Origin of the sequence: Streptomyces meridianus (assembly GCF_023703325.1) — a bacterium.
Lineage (GTDB): Bacteria > Actinomycetota > Actinomycetes > Streptomycetales > Streptomycetaceae > Streptomyces > Streptomyces meridianus.
Window position 1 is genome coordinate 50,323 of the sequence record NZ_JAMQGM010000011.1, and the last position, 13,856, is coordinate 64,178.

General features: G+C 70.5%; 12 protein-coding genes. 8 read left to right on the forward strand and 4 right to left on the reverse strand.

The annotated features are described in order from the left end of the window. Positions 1-75: 75 nt before the first annotated feature. Complete coding sequence (locus M1E25_RS04830) at positions 76-525, forward strand: DUF6278 family protein (RefSeq protein ID WP_251410070.1); 450 nt, start codon at positions 76-78, stop codon at positions 523-525. A 15-nt stretch (positions 526-540) separates the two neighbouring features. Here the strand turns inward: M1E25_RS04830 and M1E25_RS04835 are convergent, their stop codons facing one another. Together M1E25_RS04835 and M1E25_RS04840 are read right to left on the reverse strand one after the other, a co-directional pair. After that, the gene (locus M1E25_RS04835; protein ID WP_251410072.1) at positions 541-1,299 is read right to left on the reverse strand and encodes an NIPSNAP family protein; all 759 of its coding nucleotides are present in this window, start codon (positions 1,297-1,299) and stop codon (positions 541-543) included. Positions 1,300-1,453: 154 nt separating this feature from the next. Further along, entirely contained in the window at positions 1,454-2,212 is a 759-nt protein-coding gene (locus tag M1E25_RS04840; protein ID WP_251410074.1) for a hypothetical protein, read from the reverse strand. Positions 2,213-2,320: 108 nt separating this feature from the next. Here M1E25_RS04840 and ggt point away from each other — a divergent pair, with 108 nt between their 5' ends. Further along, positions 2,321-4,138: a gamma-glutamyltransferase gene (gene ggt / locus M1E25_RS04845; protein ID WP_251410076.1), complete on the forward strand. Its 1,818-nt coding sequence runs from the start codon at positions 2,321-2,323 to the stop codon at positions 4,136-4,138. Between the two features lie 81 nt (positions 4,139-4,219). Here ggt and M1E25_RS04850 read toward each other — a convergent pair whose 3' ends face one another. Beyond that, complete coding sequence (locus M1E25_RS04850) at positions 4,220-5,563, reverse strand: pyroglutamyl-peptidase I (RefSeq protein ID WP_251410079.1); 1,344 nt, start codon at positions 5,561-5,563, stop codon at positions 4,220-4,222. A gap of 266 nt (positions 5,564-5,829) precedes the next feature. Between M1E25_RS04850 and M1E25_RS04855 the strand changes: the two genes are divergently transcribed. The 6 genes from M1E25_RS04855 (at position 5,830) to M1E25_RS04880 (ending at position 12,553) form a co-directional block, all read left to right on the forward strand. Continuing rightward, positions 5,830-6,210 (forward strand): PPOX class F420-dependent oxidoreductase, encoded by a 381-nt coding sequence (locus tag M1E25_RS04855; RefSeq protein WP_251410082.1) that lies wholly within the window; start codon positions 5,830-5,832, stop codon positions 6,208-6,210. Between the two features lie 203 nt (positions 6,211-6,413). Beyond that, positions 6,414-7,256 carry a nitrilase-related carbon-nitrogen hydrolase gene (locus M1E25_RS04860; RefSeq protein ID WP_251410086.1) on the forward strand — a complete coding sequence of 281 codons (843 nt, stop codon included), beginning with the start codon at positions 6,414-6,416 and terminating at the stop codon, positions 7,254-7,256. Positions 7,257-7,312: 56 nt separating this feature from the next. Beyond that, on the forward strand, positions 7,313-8,587 hold the full coding sequence (locus tag M1E25_RS04865) for an aspartate aminotransferase family protein (protein WP_251410173.1): 1,275 nt from the start codon (positions 7,313-7,315) through the stop codon (positions 8,585-8,587). After that, positions 8,584-9,981, forward strand: a complete 1,398-nt coding sequence (gene hydA / locus M1E25_RS04870) for a dihydropyrimidinase (protein WP_251410089.1) — start codon at positions 8,584-8,586, stop codon at positions 9,979-9,981. Before M1E25_RS04865 ends, hydA begins: the two co-directional genes overlap by 4 nt. A 15-nt stretch (positions 9,982-9,996) precedes the next feature. Continuing rightward, positions 9,997-11,007, forward strand: coding sequence for a TIGR03842 family LLM class F420-dependent oxidoreductase (locus M1E25_RS04875; RefSeq protein ID WP_251410092.1), 1,011 nt, complete (start codon positions 9,997-9,999; stop codon positions 11,005-11,007). 7 nt (positions 11,008-11,014) lie between these two features. Then, positions 11,015-12,553, forward strand: a complete 1,539-nt coding sequence (locus tag M1E25_RS04880) for an NCS1 family nucleobase:cation symporter-1 (RefSeq protein ID WP_251410094.1) — start codon at positions 11,015-11,017, stop codon at positions 12,551-12,553. 117 nt (positions 12,554-12,670) lie between these two features. Here M1E25_RS04880 and M1E25_RS04885 read toward each other — a convergent pair whose 3' ends face one another. After that, on the reverse strand, positions 12,671-13,780 hold the full coding sequence (locus M1E25_RS04885) for an FAD-dependent monooxygenase (RefSeq protein ID WP_251410098.1): 1,110 nt from the start codon (positions 13,778-13,780) through the stop codon (positions 12,671-12,673). Between the last annotated feature and the right edge of the window lie 76 nt (positions 13,781-13,856).

The following is a 13,856-nucleotide window of genomic DNA, read 5'->3' on the forward strand; positions in this document are numbered from 1 at the left end:
ACGGTGCGTCAACAGTCCGTGCCGGAATCGCGCGCCCCATGGTGCGAAAGGGCGAGCGAATGCCACTCTGGCAGCATGAAAATCGCGATCCTGGACAAGTGGCGTAAACGGCATGAGGCGGTGCGCGGCGCCGCGGCGCCGGGGTCCGCGGACCGTCCGGCCGAGGACCGGGAAGGGGTGGCGGCCCTGCTGTCGGAGTGCGAACTCCTGCGGGTGCAGGCCGCGCAGGCCGGGCTGCGACTGGACGACACTCCCGCCTCCCTCGAGCAGCTCGACCAGGTCGTGCCCCGCTGGCGCGGCGACGAGGACGCCGAGGGGTGGCTCGGCAACGACGCGGGGCTGTACCTGGGCACGGTGCTGGTCCGGACGGTGCCCGGTACGCACTGGCAGGTCTGGCCGACCGGGCGCCCGGTGGTCGTCCTGCGCTCCGGACGCCGGATCGACGTCGTGGAACGGGGCCGCGAGTGGGCGCGCCACGGCAGCCCCGAGCTGTCCCAGGTCTACGCGGAGGCCTCGGAGGCGTAGTCGCGGGCTCCCGTCTCAGCGGAGCGCGGAACGCCCCGTGGGTGAAAGCCGGAGGACCTCGCTCGGGCCGGTGAGCCGCCCGGCCAGTTCGGGGAGAACGTCCCGCTGCCACACCGTCAGGGAGGCCAGTCGGGCGCGGTGTTTCTCGTGGTGGTCGGCATCCGCGAAGACGGAGACCTCGACGAACACGTGCTCCCCGGTGCGCACCGGCAGACGGGGGAACGTGTTCTCGGCGGCCTCCGTTCGAAAGCAGGCGGCCGGAGGTGACCCGGCACCGGCCAACAGGGGCCGTACGCGATCCTCGTGGAACCCGACGAAGTCCTCCAGTGCCGCCGCACTCCCGAGACGGTGGATGGTCACCGTCACGAGAGCAGGGGAAACGGCAGCGGTCGTCCCGGTGGGAGGACGGGATGCCGCCGGTTCGGCGAATCCGCTGTCCGCGGTGGCCGGCCGGAGCAGCAGGACGTTGTCCGAGTCGGCCATCGTGTCGTTGGCCGCTCCCCGGTGCTCCTGCCACGCGGGGTGCCGTTCGTAGAACGCGGACAGGGATCGCGCGCGCGTCGTCATGTCGGGGAACGCCCGGAGCCAGACGAAGCGGTCCCGATTTCCGAGGTCGCGGAACTGCCCGACCACACGCATGCCCACCTCCTCCTGAGACTCGACGAAGTGCTGGTCGAAGAGGTCGATCAGATCGTCCCGGCGGCCAGGCTGCAGGGTGTACTGCCGCAGTTCGAGGACATCGAGCCGTTGCGGTTCGGTGCTGTTCCGGTGCATGAGTGGCCTCCGTCGCAGTGATGCGGACTCGTCCCCCGACGAGAGAGGAGATTCAATGTAGGTGACACCGCTGACAGTGCCTCCCTCGCAGCAGTAGGGCACCGCCCCCGTTTGCGGAACCAGGAGCACTACCGCCCGCGTTGACACCGTCCCGTCAGGCAGGCTCCCCGGCGGACTCGGGGACCTCCTCGGTGACGGGGGAGGTCGCATCCCGGGTCACGTCCTTCACCAGCTCCACGACGTCCGGCCCGTAGGCCTCGGAGTCGACGACCTTGAGCAGCAGGCAGAACGCGTTGCCGTGCTTGCGGGCGAGCCTCTCGTGATGACGGAGCAGGTAGCGCACGGCGGCCTGGTTTGCCACGGCGCGCTGACCGCAGGCGAGGAACACCGGCCGGGCGCTCGCGCCGCCGGTCAGACGCGCGAGCAGGACGTACTCGGCGCGGCCCTCCTCCATGGCGAACGTCTCGCCCCCGACGGAGAAGGAGACCGCAAAGGTCTTCCGGCCGGCTCCCGGTTCCGGGCCGGACGCGATCCGCACCCCCGGCAGGAGCGCCCGCAGGTGCGCGGCGGTGCGCTGGTTGGAGACCGGGCCGCCGAAACAGAACTCGGTCCGCTCACCGAAGCCCTGCTGCACCGCGTCATGGGCGACGATCTGCACGTTCGCCCCGCAGTCCTTGACGAGCGCGGCGAGTTCGAGCAGGCCGAAGACGTCCCGTCGGGCAACGCTCCAGTCCTCGCCGCCGGCCTTCCGGTTGACCACGAGCAGGCACTCGGAGTTCCCCGGGAGGCCGAAGAAGCGCTGCTTGCGGCGGAGCCTGCGCCGCCACAGGTAGGTTCGGGCGAACCAGCCGATGGCGGCGGCGATGCCGGTGGCGATCAGGCCCAGCACGATGTCGCGTATGTCGTCGTTCACGCGGGAAATGTATCCGCATCCGGCGACCCTGTTCGAGTCCGTGATGTTGCTGACGCAGAAGGGCGCGCGAAGTTAGGCTTCCGGCACGCCGGTTGAGTGGAGGAACGGATGCGTCGTCCCGCTGCACGGAAACTGTCACTGCTCGCCGCCATGACGGCGCTGGTGTCCGTCGCGGCCTCCCCGCCGACGTCGGCCGTGCACCGTGAGGACGCCGCGCCGGCCAAGTCGCCCGTCGCCACGGGCTACGGCGGCGCCGTCTCGAGCGTCGATGCCGATGCCTCGGCCGCCGGGATCGAGGTGCTGCGCCGCGGCGGCAACGCCGTGGACGCCGCGGTCGCGACGGCCGCCGCGCTGGGCGTGACCGAGCCGTACTCCGCAGGCATCGGCGGAGGCGGGTACTTCGTCCACTACGACGCGAAGACCCGCAAGGTCAGCACCATCGACGGCCGCGAGACCGCGCCCATGAGCGCGGACGAGAAGCTGTTTTTGGACGAGGACGGCAAGCCGCTGCCGTTCGCGGACGCCGTCACCAGCGGGCTGAGTGTCGGCGTTCCGGGAACCGCGGCCACCTGGGAGAAGGCACTGCGGGACTGGGGGACCATCCCGTTGGCGCGCGCCCTCGAACCCGCAGCCGAACTCGCCCGCGACGGGTTCACCGTCGACGGCACGTTCCGGCAGCAGACGGCCGGCAACGAGGCCCGCTTCCGGGACTTCCCCGCCAGCGCGGAGCTCTTCCTGCCCGGCGGGAAGCTCCCCGAGGTCGGCTCCACCCTGAAGAACCCCGACCTGGCGCGCACCTACCGGGAACTCGGCAAGAAGGGTGTCGGCGCGCTCTACCACGGGGACATCGGCCGGGACGTCGTGCGCACGGTCAGGGAGCCGCAGGTCGCCCCGGCATCCGACCGCGAGGTCCGGCCCGGCGACATGACGGCGGGCGATCTGCGCAGCTACCGGGCCAAGACGCAGGACCCGAGCCTGGCCCGTTACCGGGGCCACGACGTGTACGGCATGGCGCCGTCCTCCTCCGGCGGCACGACCGTCGGCGAGGCGCTCAACATGCTGGAGCGCAGCGACCTGTCGAAGCTCGACGACAAGGCGTACCTCCACCGCTACATCGAGGCGAGCCGGATCGCGTTCGCCGACCGCGGGAGGTGGGTCGGTGACCCGGCCTTCGAGGACGTGCCCACCAAGGGACTGCTCTCCCAGCGGTTCGCGGACTCCCGCGCATGCCTCATCAAGGACGACGCCGCCCTCACCAGCCCGGTGGCGCCCGGGGATCCGCGCCGGCCGGGCAGGGGCTGCGACGAGCGCGGTACGGCCGCCCCCACCACGTACGAGGGCGAGAGCACCACGCACCTGACGACCGCCGACAAGTGGGGCAACGTCGTCGCGTACACACTCACCATCGAGCAGACCGGCGGCAGCGGCATGACCGTGCCCGGCCGCGGCTTCCTGCTCAACAACGAGTTGACGGACTTCTCGTTCGCGCCGGCGAGCCCGGACGTGCCCGACCCGAACCTGCCCGGCCCGGGGAAGCGGCCGCGCTCCTCGATGGCGCCGACGATCGTGCTGGACCGCGGGCGTCCCGTTGCCGCCCTCGGCTCTCCCGGCGGCTCGACCATCATCACCACCGTCCTGCAGACCCTGACCAACCACCTGGACCGGGGGCTGCCGCTCCACCAGGCCATCGAGGCGCCACGCGCCAGTCAGCGCAACACAGCGGCCACCGACCTCGAACCGGATCTGTGGAACAGCCCGGTGCGGGCCCGACTCGAGGCGCTGGGCCACGTGTTCAAGGAGACTTCCGAGATCGGTGCCGCCACCGGGGTCCAACGGCTCCCGGACGGACGCTGGCTCGCGGCGGCGGAGAAGACGCGCCGCGGAGGCGGCTCCGCGATGGTGGTCCACCCCGACGGGCGTCCGTAGCACCACCGCCCCCACCGTGCCGTGGACCGGGACCCGCCGGGGGCAGCGGCGGGTCCCGGCCCACGGCGGGGGCGATGCGGGTCAGCGGGCGCCGCTCGTCCGCCACCCTCGCCGGGCCTCCGGCCGGTCGTGCGGCTGCGGACCCTCCGCGCTCGTGGCGATCGCGACGAGGCCGGTCACCTGACGCGTGATGGCCAGCCGCTCGCGTACGAGGAAGGGGTCGGAGATGCGGCCGGTGGCCGGGTCGGTGTTGCCCCGGCCGAAGCTCAGCAGCGGGGTGTGCACGTGCCCTCCGGGAATGCGGAGCCGGAGCGCGTCGCGCAGCAGTGTGGAGCGGTACCCGATCTCGTTGGCGAGGTAGTTCCCGGCACCGCCCGCGCGGGCCCGGGAGCCGGGAGTCGGCCCGTCGGGTCGCTCCACCGGCTCGCTCGCGCCTGCCGGAATCTCGACCACGGCGGTGTTGTCGCGCACCGGGAACGGTCTGGAGCGGGCCGCGACGAGTTCCTCGTACGGCAGGGTGGTCGTCGTCCACTGCGGCTGCGGCCGGACCGTGGGGGCCCAGGGCGGGATCGGTACGGTCCCCGTCCGCGACACGTTGTCGTTGTCCGGAGTGCCGCCGCGCCACGCGCCGAAGAAGCGGTCCACGTCGAACCAAGTACCCGAGCCCTGGCTGACATTGACGACCGCGTCGGCACGGCGGGGCCCGTTCTCGAGGTGCGGGAGCAACGTCCGCTCGACCGTCCCGCGCGTGAAGTCCGCCCAGCGCACCGGGAAGACGGCCGTTTCGACACGGGCGGGGCCGGCGGGCGTGCTGATCGTCCTGCCGTCCAGCAGGAGCGCAGATGTTCCCGACGGATTGCTGTGGCGGATGTCCGCGTCCAGCTGGAACGGGTCGAAGCCCGTGACCACGACCCGCTTGATGCCGGCGCCGGGGGGCAGGTCGATCGAGTCCTCTCCGCGCGAGGTCCGCTCGAGCCGGTCGAGCAGCGCCTCACGGCCGCCCTGCGACAGTCCGAAGGACGGCTCCCACTCCCGCAGCGAGCTGCTCATGGCCAGCCGGGCCCAGTACAACGGGCGGTCGTCGCTGCGACTGAGGTCGCCCCCTTTCGGGCCGCGCCCCTGTGCCCGGTCGACGGCCCGCCGCCACAGCGCACTCCCGCACCGGCCGACGACGTGCCGGGCCTGCCGGTACGTCCGCACCTCCGCCAGGGCATGCGCGAACTCCGGCCCCACCGAGTCGAACCCGCTGCGCCGCAGGATCTCCTGCGGTACGGGCCGGAAGAGCCGCCGCTCCTCCACGGTGAGCGAGGCGCCGCCGGCGCGGGCCTTCGCCACGGCCGTGGTGGGGGCCCCGGCGACCAGGGGCACGCAGAGCAGCAGGGCGGCCCCGAGCGTGCGGGGTCTCGGGCGTACGGGGCGTGTCATGGGCGTTCCTCCCAACGCAAAGGCGGGACGACGACGCCCCTGCCGTGAACAACGGGCATCCCCGCACCTGACAGAACTCCAGCGCTCCAGGGACTGCAAATCGGCGGCTCCGTCCGGGTCACAGGGGCCGGCGGAAATTCACCCGGCGGACGCTGTCCGCGGGACCGCGGGCGGCAGAGATCCCCTTGCCCCACACCACAACCCAACCCGCTCGACAGCGCCGCCTGTCAGCCTCGTGCCGGGACGTAGGCCTAGGCTTCCGCGACATGATCCCCGAAGAACTCGCCGACAGCCCCTACATCAGCCTCGTCACCTTCCGCCGGTCCGGCACGGCCGTGCCCACCCCGGTGTGGGCCGCGTCCGACGGCAGCACGCTGTACGTGTGGACCCGGGACGACTCGGGCAAGGTCAAGCGCATTCGCAACAACGACCGGGTCACGGTCGCCCCGTGCGACGCCCGTGGCCGGACCGCACCCGAAGCCCCCGTGGCCGAGGGCCGGGCCCGATTGCTCGACGCCGAGGGAACCGGCACCGTCCGCAGGCTTCTTGCCCGCAAGTACGGCTGGCGTTTCCGCCTCGTGGACAGCGGCGGTGCACTGCTGCGCCTCGGCAAACGGCCGCACGTCGGCATCGCTATCACGTTCTGAACGCAGCACGACGGGACCGGCTGTGGCCCGTTGCGGTACGAAACGTGATCGACTTTGTTGCGGCCAGTCGATGCTCTTGCCACCGTCGGTAGCTGGGCTTAGGTTCTGCATCTACGTTCACGTGTCTACGTGCGTAGAGGCTCTCTGACGTCAGCGGAAGTGACGGGGGCGACCCCCGCGAAGCGCAGTGTAAGGAGCAGTCCGTGGCCAAAGTTGTCCGCGCCGCACTCGTCCAGGCGACCTGGACCGGCGACACCGAGTCCATGATCGCGAAGCATGAGGAACACGCACGCGAGGCAGCGCGTCAGGGTGCCGAGGTGATCGGTTTCCAAGAGGTCTTCAACGCACCGTACTTCTGCCAGGTCCAGGAACCCGAGCACTACCGTTGGGCGGAGGCGGTGCCGGACGGACCGACCGTCCAGCGCATGCAGGCGCTGGCCCGCGAGACCGGCATGGTCATCGTCGTCCCTGTCTTCGAGATCGAGAAGCCCGGCTTCTACTACAACACCGCCGCAGTCATCGACGCCGACGGCAGTTACCTCGGGAAGTACCGCAAGCACCACATCCCGCAGGTCAAGGGGTTCTGGGAGAAGTACTACTTCAAGCCCGGAAACCTTGGCTGGCCCGTGTTCGACACCGCCGTCGGCCGTGTCGGCGTCTACATCTGCTACGACCGCCACTTCCCGGAGGGCTGGCGCGCCCTGGGCCTGGAAGGGGCACAGATCGTCTACAACCCCTCCGCCACCTCCCGCGGCCTGTCCGCCTACCTGTGGCAGCTGGAACAGCCCGCCGCGGCAGTCGCCAACGAGTACTTCATCGCCGCGATCAACCGCGTCGGCCAGGAGGAGTACGGCGACAACGACTTCTACGGCACGAGCTACTTCGTCGACCCGCGCGGTCAGTTCGTCGGTGACGTCGCCAGCGACAAGGAGGAGGAACTCGTCGTCCGCGACCTCGACTTCGACATGATCGACGAGGTCCGGCAGCAGTGGGCCTTCTACCGCGACCGCCGCCCGGAGGCGTACGACGGGCTGGTGCAGCCGTGAGCCTGCCGTCGTCGTCGCCCGGCCACCCCACGCTGTACGACCGGCACCGGACGGTGATGCCCGAGTGGCTTGCGCTCTACTACCGCGAGCCGCTCGAACTCACCCACGGCGAGGGGCGGCACGTCTGGGACGCCGAGGGCAGGCGCTACCTCGACTTCTTCGGCGGCATCCTCACCACGATGACCGCCCACGCCCTGCCCGAGGTGACCAAGGCCGTCAGCGAGCAGGCCGGCCGGATCCTGCACACCTCGACGCTGTACCTCGATCGCCACATGGTGGAGCTTGCCGAACGGATCGCCACCCTCTCCGGGATCCCCGACGCCCGCGTCTTCTTCACCACATCCGGCACCGAGGCGAACGACGCCGCGCTGCTGCTGGCCACGACGTACCGCCGGTCCAACCAGATCCTGGCGATGCGCAACAGCTACCACGGGCGGTCGTTCTCCACGGTCGGCATCACCGGCAACGCCGGCTGGTCGCCCACGAGTCTGTCGCCGCTCCAGACCCTGTTCGTCCAGGGCGGCGTGCGGGACGCGGGTCCCTACGCGGCCCTGTCCGACGCGGAGTTCACCGACGCGTGTGTCGAGGACCTCGAGGACATGCTCGCCCAGACCCACGGCAACGTCGCCGCGCTGATCGCCGAACCCGTCCAGGGCGTCGGCGGGTTCACCTCGGCGCCGGACGGGCTGTTCGCCGCGTTCCGTGAAGTCCTCGACCGTCACGGCATCCTGTGGATCAGCGACGAGGTGCAGACCGGCTGGGGACGCACCGGCGAGCACTTCTGGGGCTGGCAGGCGCACGCCGCCTCCGGGCCGCCCGACATGCTGACCTTCGCCAAGGGGATCGGCAACGGGATGTCCATCGGGGGTGTCGTGGCCCGTGCCGAGGTCATGAACTGCCTCGGCGCCAACTCCATCTCCACCTTCGGCGGCAGCCCCGTCACCATGGCTGCCGGCCTCGCCAACCTCAACTACCTGCTGGAGCACGACCTCCAGGGCAATGCCAGGCGTGTCGGCGGTCTGCTCATCGAACGGCTGCGGGCGACCGCAGCCCGCCTGCCCGTCGTCCGTGAAGTCCGCGGCCGGGGACTGATGATCGGCATCGAACTGGTCGCCGCGGACGGCTCCCCCTCGCCCGAGGCGGCCTCCCTCGCCCTCGAACACGCCCGCGAGCAGGGCCTGCTCATCGGCAAGGGCGGTCGGCACGGCAACACCCTGCGCATCGCGCCGCCGCTCTCCCTCAACATCGCCGAGGCCGAGGAGGGCACGGCAGCGCTGGAAGCCGCCCTGACGCAGGTCCAGAACACCATCGGAGGAACGGAACAGCCATGACCCGTACCGTCATCCGGGGCGGACTCGTCATCACCGCCGCCGACGAAACCCACGCCGACGTCCTCGTCGAGGACGGCCGGATCGCCGCACTCGCCGCCCACGACAGCGCCTGCGCGCAGGGCTGGACCGCCGACCGCACGATCGACGCCACCGGCAAGTACGTGATCCCCGGCGGCGTGGACGCGCACACGCACATGGAACTGCCGTTCGGTGGCACCTTCGCCTCCGACACCTTCGAGACCGGCACCCGCGCCGCCGCCTGGGGCGGCACGACCACCATCGTCGACTTCGCGGTGCAGTCCAAGGGCGCGAGCCTGCGCGAGGGGCTCGACGCCTGGTACGCGAAGGCCGACGGCCAGTGCGCCGTCGACTACGCCTTCCACATGATCCTCTCCGACGTGAACGAGGGTTCACTCAAGGAGATGGACCGCCTGGTGGAGGAGGGCATCACCTCCTTCAAGCTGTTCATGGCCTACCCCGGCGTCTTCTACAGCGACGACGGGCAGATCCTGCGTGCCATGCAGCGCTCCGCCGACAACGGCGGACTGATCATGATGCACGCCGAGAACGGCATCGCCATCGACGTCCTGGTCGAACAGGCCCTGGCCGCCGGACGCACCGACCCGCGCCACCACGGCGAGGTCCGCAAGGCGCTGCTGGAGGCCGAGGCCACCCACCGCGCCATCCAGCTGGCCCGGGTCGCCGGTGCGCCGCTCTACGTCGTGCACGTCTCGGCCGAGGAGGCCGTCGCCGAACTGACCCAGGCGCGGGACAAGGGGCTCCCGGTGTTCGGCGAGACCTGCCCGCAGTACCTCTTCCTGTCCACCGACAACCTCGCCGAGCCGGACTTCGAAGGCGCCAAGTACGTGTGCAGCACGCCGCTTCGCCCCAAGGAGCACCAGGCGGCCCTCTGGCGCGGGTTGCGCACCGACGACCTCCAGGTGGTCTCGACCGACCACTGCCCGTTCTGCTTCAACGGGCAGAAGGAGCTGGGCCGCGGCGACTTCTCGAAGATCCCCAACGGGATGCCGGGCGTCGAGCACCGGATGGACCTGCTGCACCAGGCGGTCGTCGACGGGCACATCTCCCGCCGCCGCTGGATCGACATCGCCTGCGCCGCCCCGGCGCGCATGTTCGGGCTGTACCCGAAGAAGGGCACGGTCGCCCCGGGCGCCGACGCCGACATCGTCGTCTACGATCCGCACGCCGAGCAGATGCTGTCGGTCGACACGCACCACATGAACGTCGACTACTCCGCCTACGAGGGCAAGCGGATCACCGGCCGGGTCGAGACCGTGCTCTCGCGCGGCGAGGAGATCATCACCGACCGGACGTACACGGGGCGGGCCGGACATGGCCAGTACGTGCCCCGCGGCATCTGCCAGAACATCTGAGAGCCGGGAGCGACCATGGACTTCGGACTCGTCCTGCAGACCGATCCCCCCGCCTCCGGCGTGTTGGATCTGATGCGAAGAGCTGAACAGCAGGGATTCACCCACGGCTGGACGTTCGACTCCGCCGTGCTGTGGCAGGAGCCGTTCGTCATCTACAGCCGCATCCTCGAGCACACCGAGCGGTTGATCGTCGGCCCGATGGTGACCAACCCGGGAACCCGCACCTGGGAGGTCACCGCCTCCACCTTCGCCACGCTCAACGACATGTACGGCAACCGCACCGTGTGCGGCATCGGCCGCGGCGACTCGGCGATGCGGGTGGCCGGGCGCAAGCCCAACACACTGGCCCGGCTCGGCGAGGCGATGGGCGTCATCCGAGACCTCGCCGAGGGCCGGGAGGCCGTGGTCGACGGCAGGCCGCTGCGGATCCCCTGGATCAGCGACGGGAAGCTGCCGGTGTGGATGGCGGCCTACGGCCCGAAGGCGCTCGCGCTGACCGGGCAGAAGGCCGACGGATTCATCCTCCAACTCGCCGACCCCTACCTGACGGAGTGGATGGTCAAGGCGGTGCGCCAGGCCGCCGCGGACGCGGGCCGGGACCCGGACTCGCTGACCATCTGCGTCGCCGCCCCCGCTTACGTCACCGACGGCACGGACGCGGGCCTGTCCCACGCCCGTGAGCAGTGCCGCTGGTTCGGCGGCATGGTCGGCAACCACGTCGCCGACCTCGTCAGCCGCTACGGCGAGCACTCCGACATGGTGCCCGAGGCCCTGACCGACTACATCAAGAAGCGTCAGGGCTACGACTACAGCCATCACGGACGGGCCGGCAATCCGTCCACCGACTTCGTGCCCGACGACATCGTCGACCGGTTCTGCCTGCTCGGCCCGGTCGAGGCGCACATCGAGAAACTGACGGCGCTGCGGGAGCTGGGCGTGGACCAGTTCGCGATCTACGCCATGCACGACGCCAAGGAGTCGGTCGTCGACACCTACGGATCGAGCATCATTCCTGCGCTGAGTTGAGGTGACGATGACCGCGACAGTCCCGCCCCCACCGTCCGGCATACAGACCACACACCCTGACGGGCGGGTGGAACTCGCCGACGGCAGCACGCTGCCCGAGGGCCCCTTCGCCAACGGCGACCTGCAACCGGTGCCGGTCGCCGAACGACACTGGACCACGTACAACTTCACCGCACTGTGGGTCGGCATGGCTCACAACATCCCGTCCTGGACGCTGGCGTCGGGCCTGGTGGCGCTGGGCATGGACTGGAAGCAGGCCGTCTTCACGATCGCCCTGGCGAACGTGATCGTCCTGCTGCCCATGCTGCTCACCGGGCACGCCGGCCCGAAGTACGGCATCCCGTTCCCGGTGCTCGCCCGAGCCTCCTTCGGGCTGCGCGGCGCCAACCTGCCCGCGCTCATCCGGGCCGCCGTCGCCTGCGCCTGGTTCGGCATCCAGACCTGGATCGGCGGACAGGGCATCTACATCCTGCTCGGCAAGCTCTTCGGCGGCGGCTGGGAGAAGGCCACGGCGATCGGCGGCTACCCGTGGACCCTGTGGCTCTGCTTCGTCGTCTTCTGGGCACTCGAACTGGCCATCATCTACCGCGGAATGGAGACCCTGCGGCGCTTCGAGAACTGGGCTGCGCCCTTCGTGCTCGTCGGCGCGGTCGTCCTGCTGGTGTGGATCGCCGCCAAGGCGGGCGGCTTCGGCCCGCTGCTGCACGAGCCCTCGAAGCTCGGCTGGGGACCGGAGTTCTGGACGGTCTTCTTCCCGGCGCTCATGGGCATGATCGGGTTCTGGGCGACGCTGTCGCTCAACATTCCGGACTTCACCCGCTTCGGCAAGGGCCAGCGGGCCCAGGTGTGGGGCCAGACGCTCGGACTGCCCACCACCATGACGGCCTTCGCGCTGCTCTCCGTCCTCGTGACATCCGGTTCGCAGGTCGTCTACGGCGAGGCGCTGTGGGACCCGGTGGCGCTGGCGGGGAAGACTGACAACGCCTTCGGTCTGCTGTTCGCCCTGGTCACCGTGCTCATCGCGACGATCTCCGTGAACGTCGCCGCGAATGTCGTTTCACCGGCCTATGACCTCGCCAACCTGGCGCCGAAGCTCATCAACTTCCGCACCGGCGCGCTGATCACCGGCATCGTCGGCGTGATCATCTTTCCGTGGAAGCTGATCGCGACACCGGAGCTGTACATCTTCACCTGGCTCGGCGTCGTCGGCGGGCTGCTCGGCACGGTGGCCGGCATCCTCATCGCGGACTACTGGCTGGTCCGCCGGACGGTCCTGGACCTCGCGGACCTGTACCGTCCGGGTGGCCGCTACTGGTACGCGGCGGGGTGGAACTGGCGGGCGCTCGTGGCGTTCGGCGTCGGCAGCCTGCTGGCGGTGGGCGGCTCGCACTCCGCGCCCGGCAAGGGGCCGTTCCCGGAGGACGGACTGATCCCCGCGCTCCGGCCGCTGGCCGACTACGGCTGGGCGATCGGCCTGGCGAGCGCCCTGCTGGTCTACACGGCCCTGATGCTGCCGGGGAGGAGAGCGACGGATCGGCGCGGGTGAACGCGGTCCGGCGGAGGCGGACTCGGCGCGCCTCCACCGGACCGCATCCGGTGTCCCGAGCCGGACCACCCTGCCCGGGCCGAGGCAGCCCATCGCTTTCGGCGCCGCGAACAGGACCTATCCGTCCAGCGCCAGCGCGTTCTTGGCGTGCGCGACGGATGCCTCGGCGGCGGGTCCACCCGGGTTCTCCGTGGCCAGGGCCTGGTTGAGGTCGACGAACGGTCGCATCCGCCGCTCGTAGTGGGAGAACGCGGCTGGGTGATCGCCGCGGGCCTGGGCGAGACAGGCGGCCGGCACGTAGGCGCCCACGAGGGCGAGGCTGGTGCCCTGCCCGGAGAGGGGAGAGGGGCAATGGGCGGCGTCTCCGAGGAGGGCCACCCTGCCCCGCGACCAGTGGTCCATCCGGATCTGGGCCATGGCGTCGCAGTAGAAGTCCGCTGCGTCGTGGGCGGCCTCGGCCAGGCGAGTTCCTTCCCATTTCAAGGAGGCGAGCCTGTCCGCGACAAGTTTCCGAAGGGCCCCGTTGCCGTTGAGGCCATGACCGAGCGGCCCGGACTGGAAGCCGAAGGCGATCCTGAGTTCGCTGTTGTCGCGAACGGGCATGATGCCGAATCCCGCGTCGCCGTCGCGCAGCCACAGCTGCCAGTGGTCCAGCGCGAGGAAGTTGTCCGCGCTGAACACGGACAGGTAGCTGCCCAGGTGACGGACGAACGGCTCCTCGGGGCCGAACCTCAGGCGCCGGACCGTCGAGTGGAGGCCGTCGGCCCCGATCACCAGGTCGTAGGTGCGGGGCGCCCCGTGGGCGAAGGAGACGTGAACGCCGGTCCTGTCCTCGTCGAGCGCAGTGATGCTGTCGTCGAAGAGGTACTCGACGTCGGTGCGTGTGTGTTCGTACACCATCCGCACCAGGTCCTCGCGCAGCAGCTCGATGTCGTCGCTGTCGAGCCGGCCGCTGCTGAAGGTGGCCTCGGTGGAGCGATCGATCTCGTGGCCTTCGGGGTCGAGGATCGACATGCCGCGCATCCGGGTGCGCGCGTCTCGTGCGGGGGCCAGCAGGCCCATCCGCTCCACGACGTCGAGCGCGACGCCGCGAATGTCCACGGCCTGGCCGCCAGGGCGCGGGCCCGGGGCGCGTTCGATGACGGTGGCCTCGCATCCGTGGTGTCGAAGCCAGTAGGCGAGCACGGGTCCGGCGATTCCGCCACCGGAGATGAGAACGGTCTGCATGGCGAACTCCTCCAATACGCTGTACGCATCCTGAACGTACGATGTACGCACGGCCCTCTCAAGTGGTCGAAGACAA

What these genes read in the sequence shown, in the direction of transcription:
- M1E25_RS04865 (WP_251410173.1), top strand. Translation starts at nt 7,313, where the DNA reads ATGCCCGAGTGGCTTGCGCTCTACTACCGCGAGCCGCTCGAACTCACC.
- M1E25_RS04875 (WP_251410092.1), top strand. Translation starts at nt 9,997, where the DNA reads ATGGACTTCGGACTCGTCCTGCAGACCGATCCCCCCGCCTCCGGCGTG.
- M1E25_RS04855 (WP_251410082.1), top strand. Translation starts at nt 5,830, where the DNA reads ATGATCCCCGAAGAACTCGCCGACAGCCCCTACATCAGCCTCGTCACC.
- M1E25_RS04885 (WP_251410098.1), bottom strand. Translation starts at nt 13,780, where the DNA reads ATGCAGACCGTTCTCATCTCCGGTGGCGGAATCGCCGGACCCGTGCTC.
- ggt (WP_251410076.1), top strand. Translation starts at nt 2,321, where the DNA reads ATGCGTCGTCCCGCTGCACGGAAACTGTCACTGCTCGCCGCCATGACG.
- hydA (WP_251410089.1), top strand. Translation starts at nt 8,584, where the DNA reads ATGACCCGTACCGTCATCCGGGGCGGACTCGTCATCACCGCCGCCGAC.
- M1E25_RS04850 (WP_251410079.1), bottom strand. Translation starts at nt 5,563, where the DNA reads ATGACACGCCCCGTACGCCCGAGACCCCGCACGCTCGGGGCCGCCCTG.
- M1E25_RS04830 (WP_251410070.1), top strand. Translation starts at nt 76, where the DNA reads ATGAAAATCGCGATCCTGGACAAGTGGCGTAAACGGCATGAGGCGGTG.
- M1E25_RS04835 (WP_251410072.1), bottom strand. Translation starts at nt 1,299, where the DNA reads ATGCACCGGAACAGCACCGAACCGCAACGGCTCGATGTCCTCGAACTG.
- M1E25_RS04880 (WP_251410094.1), top strand. Translation starts at nt 11,015, where the DNA reads ATGACCGCGACAGTCCCGCCCCCACCGTCCGGCATACAGACCACACAC.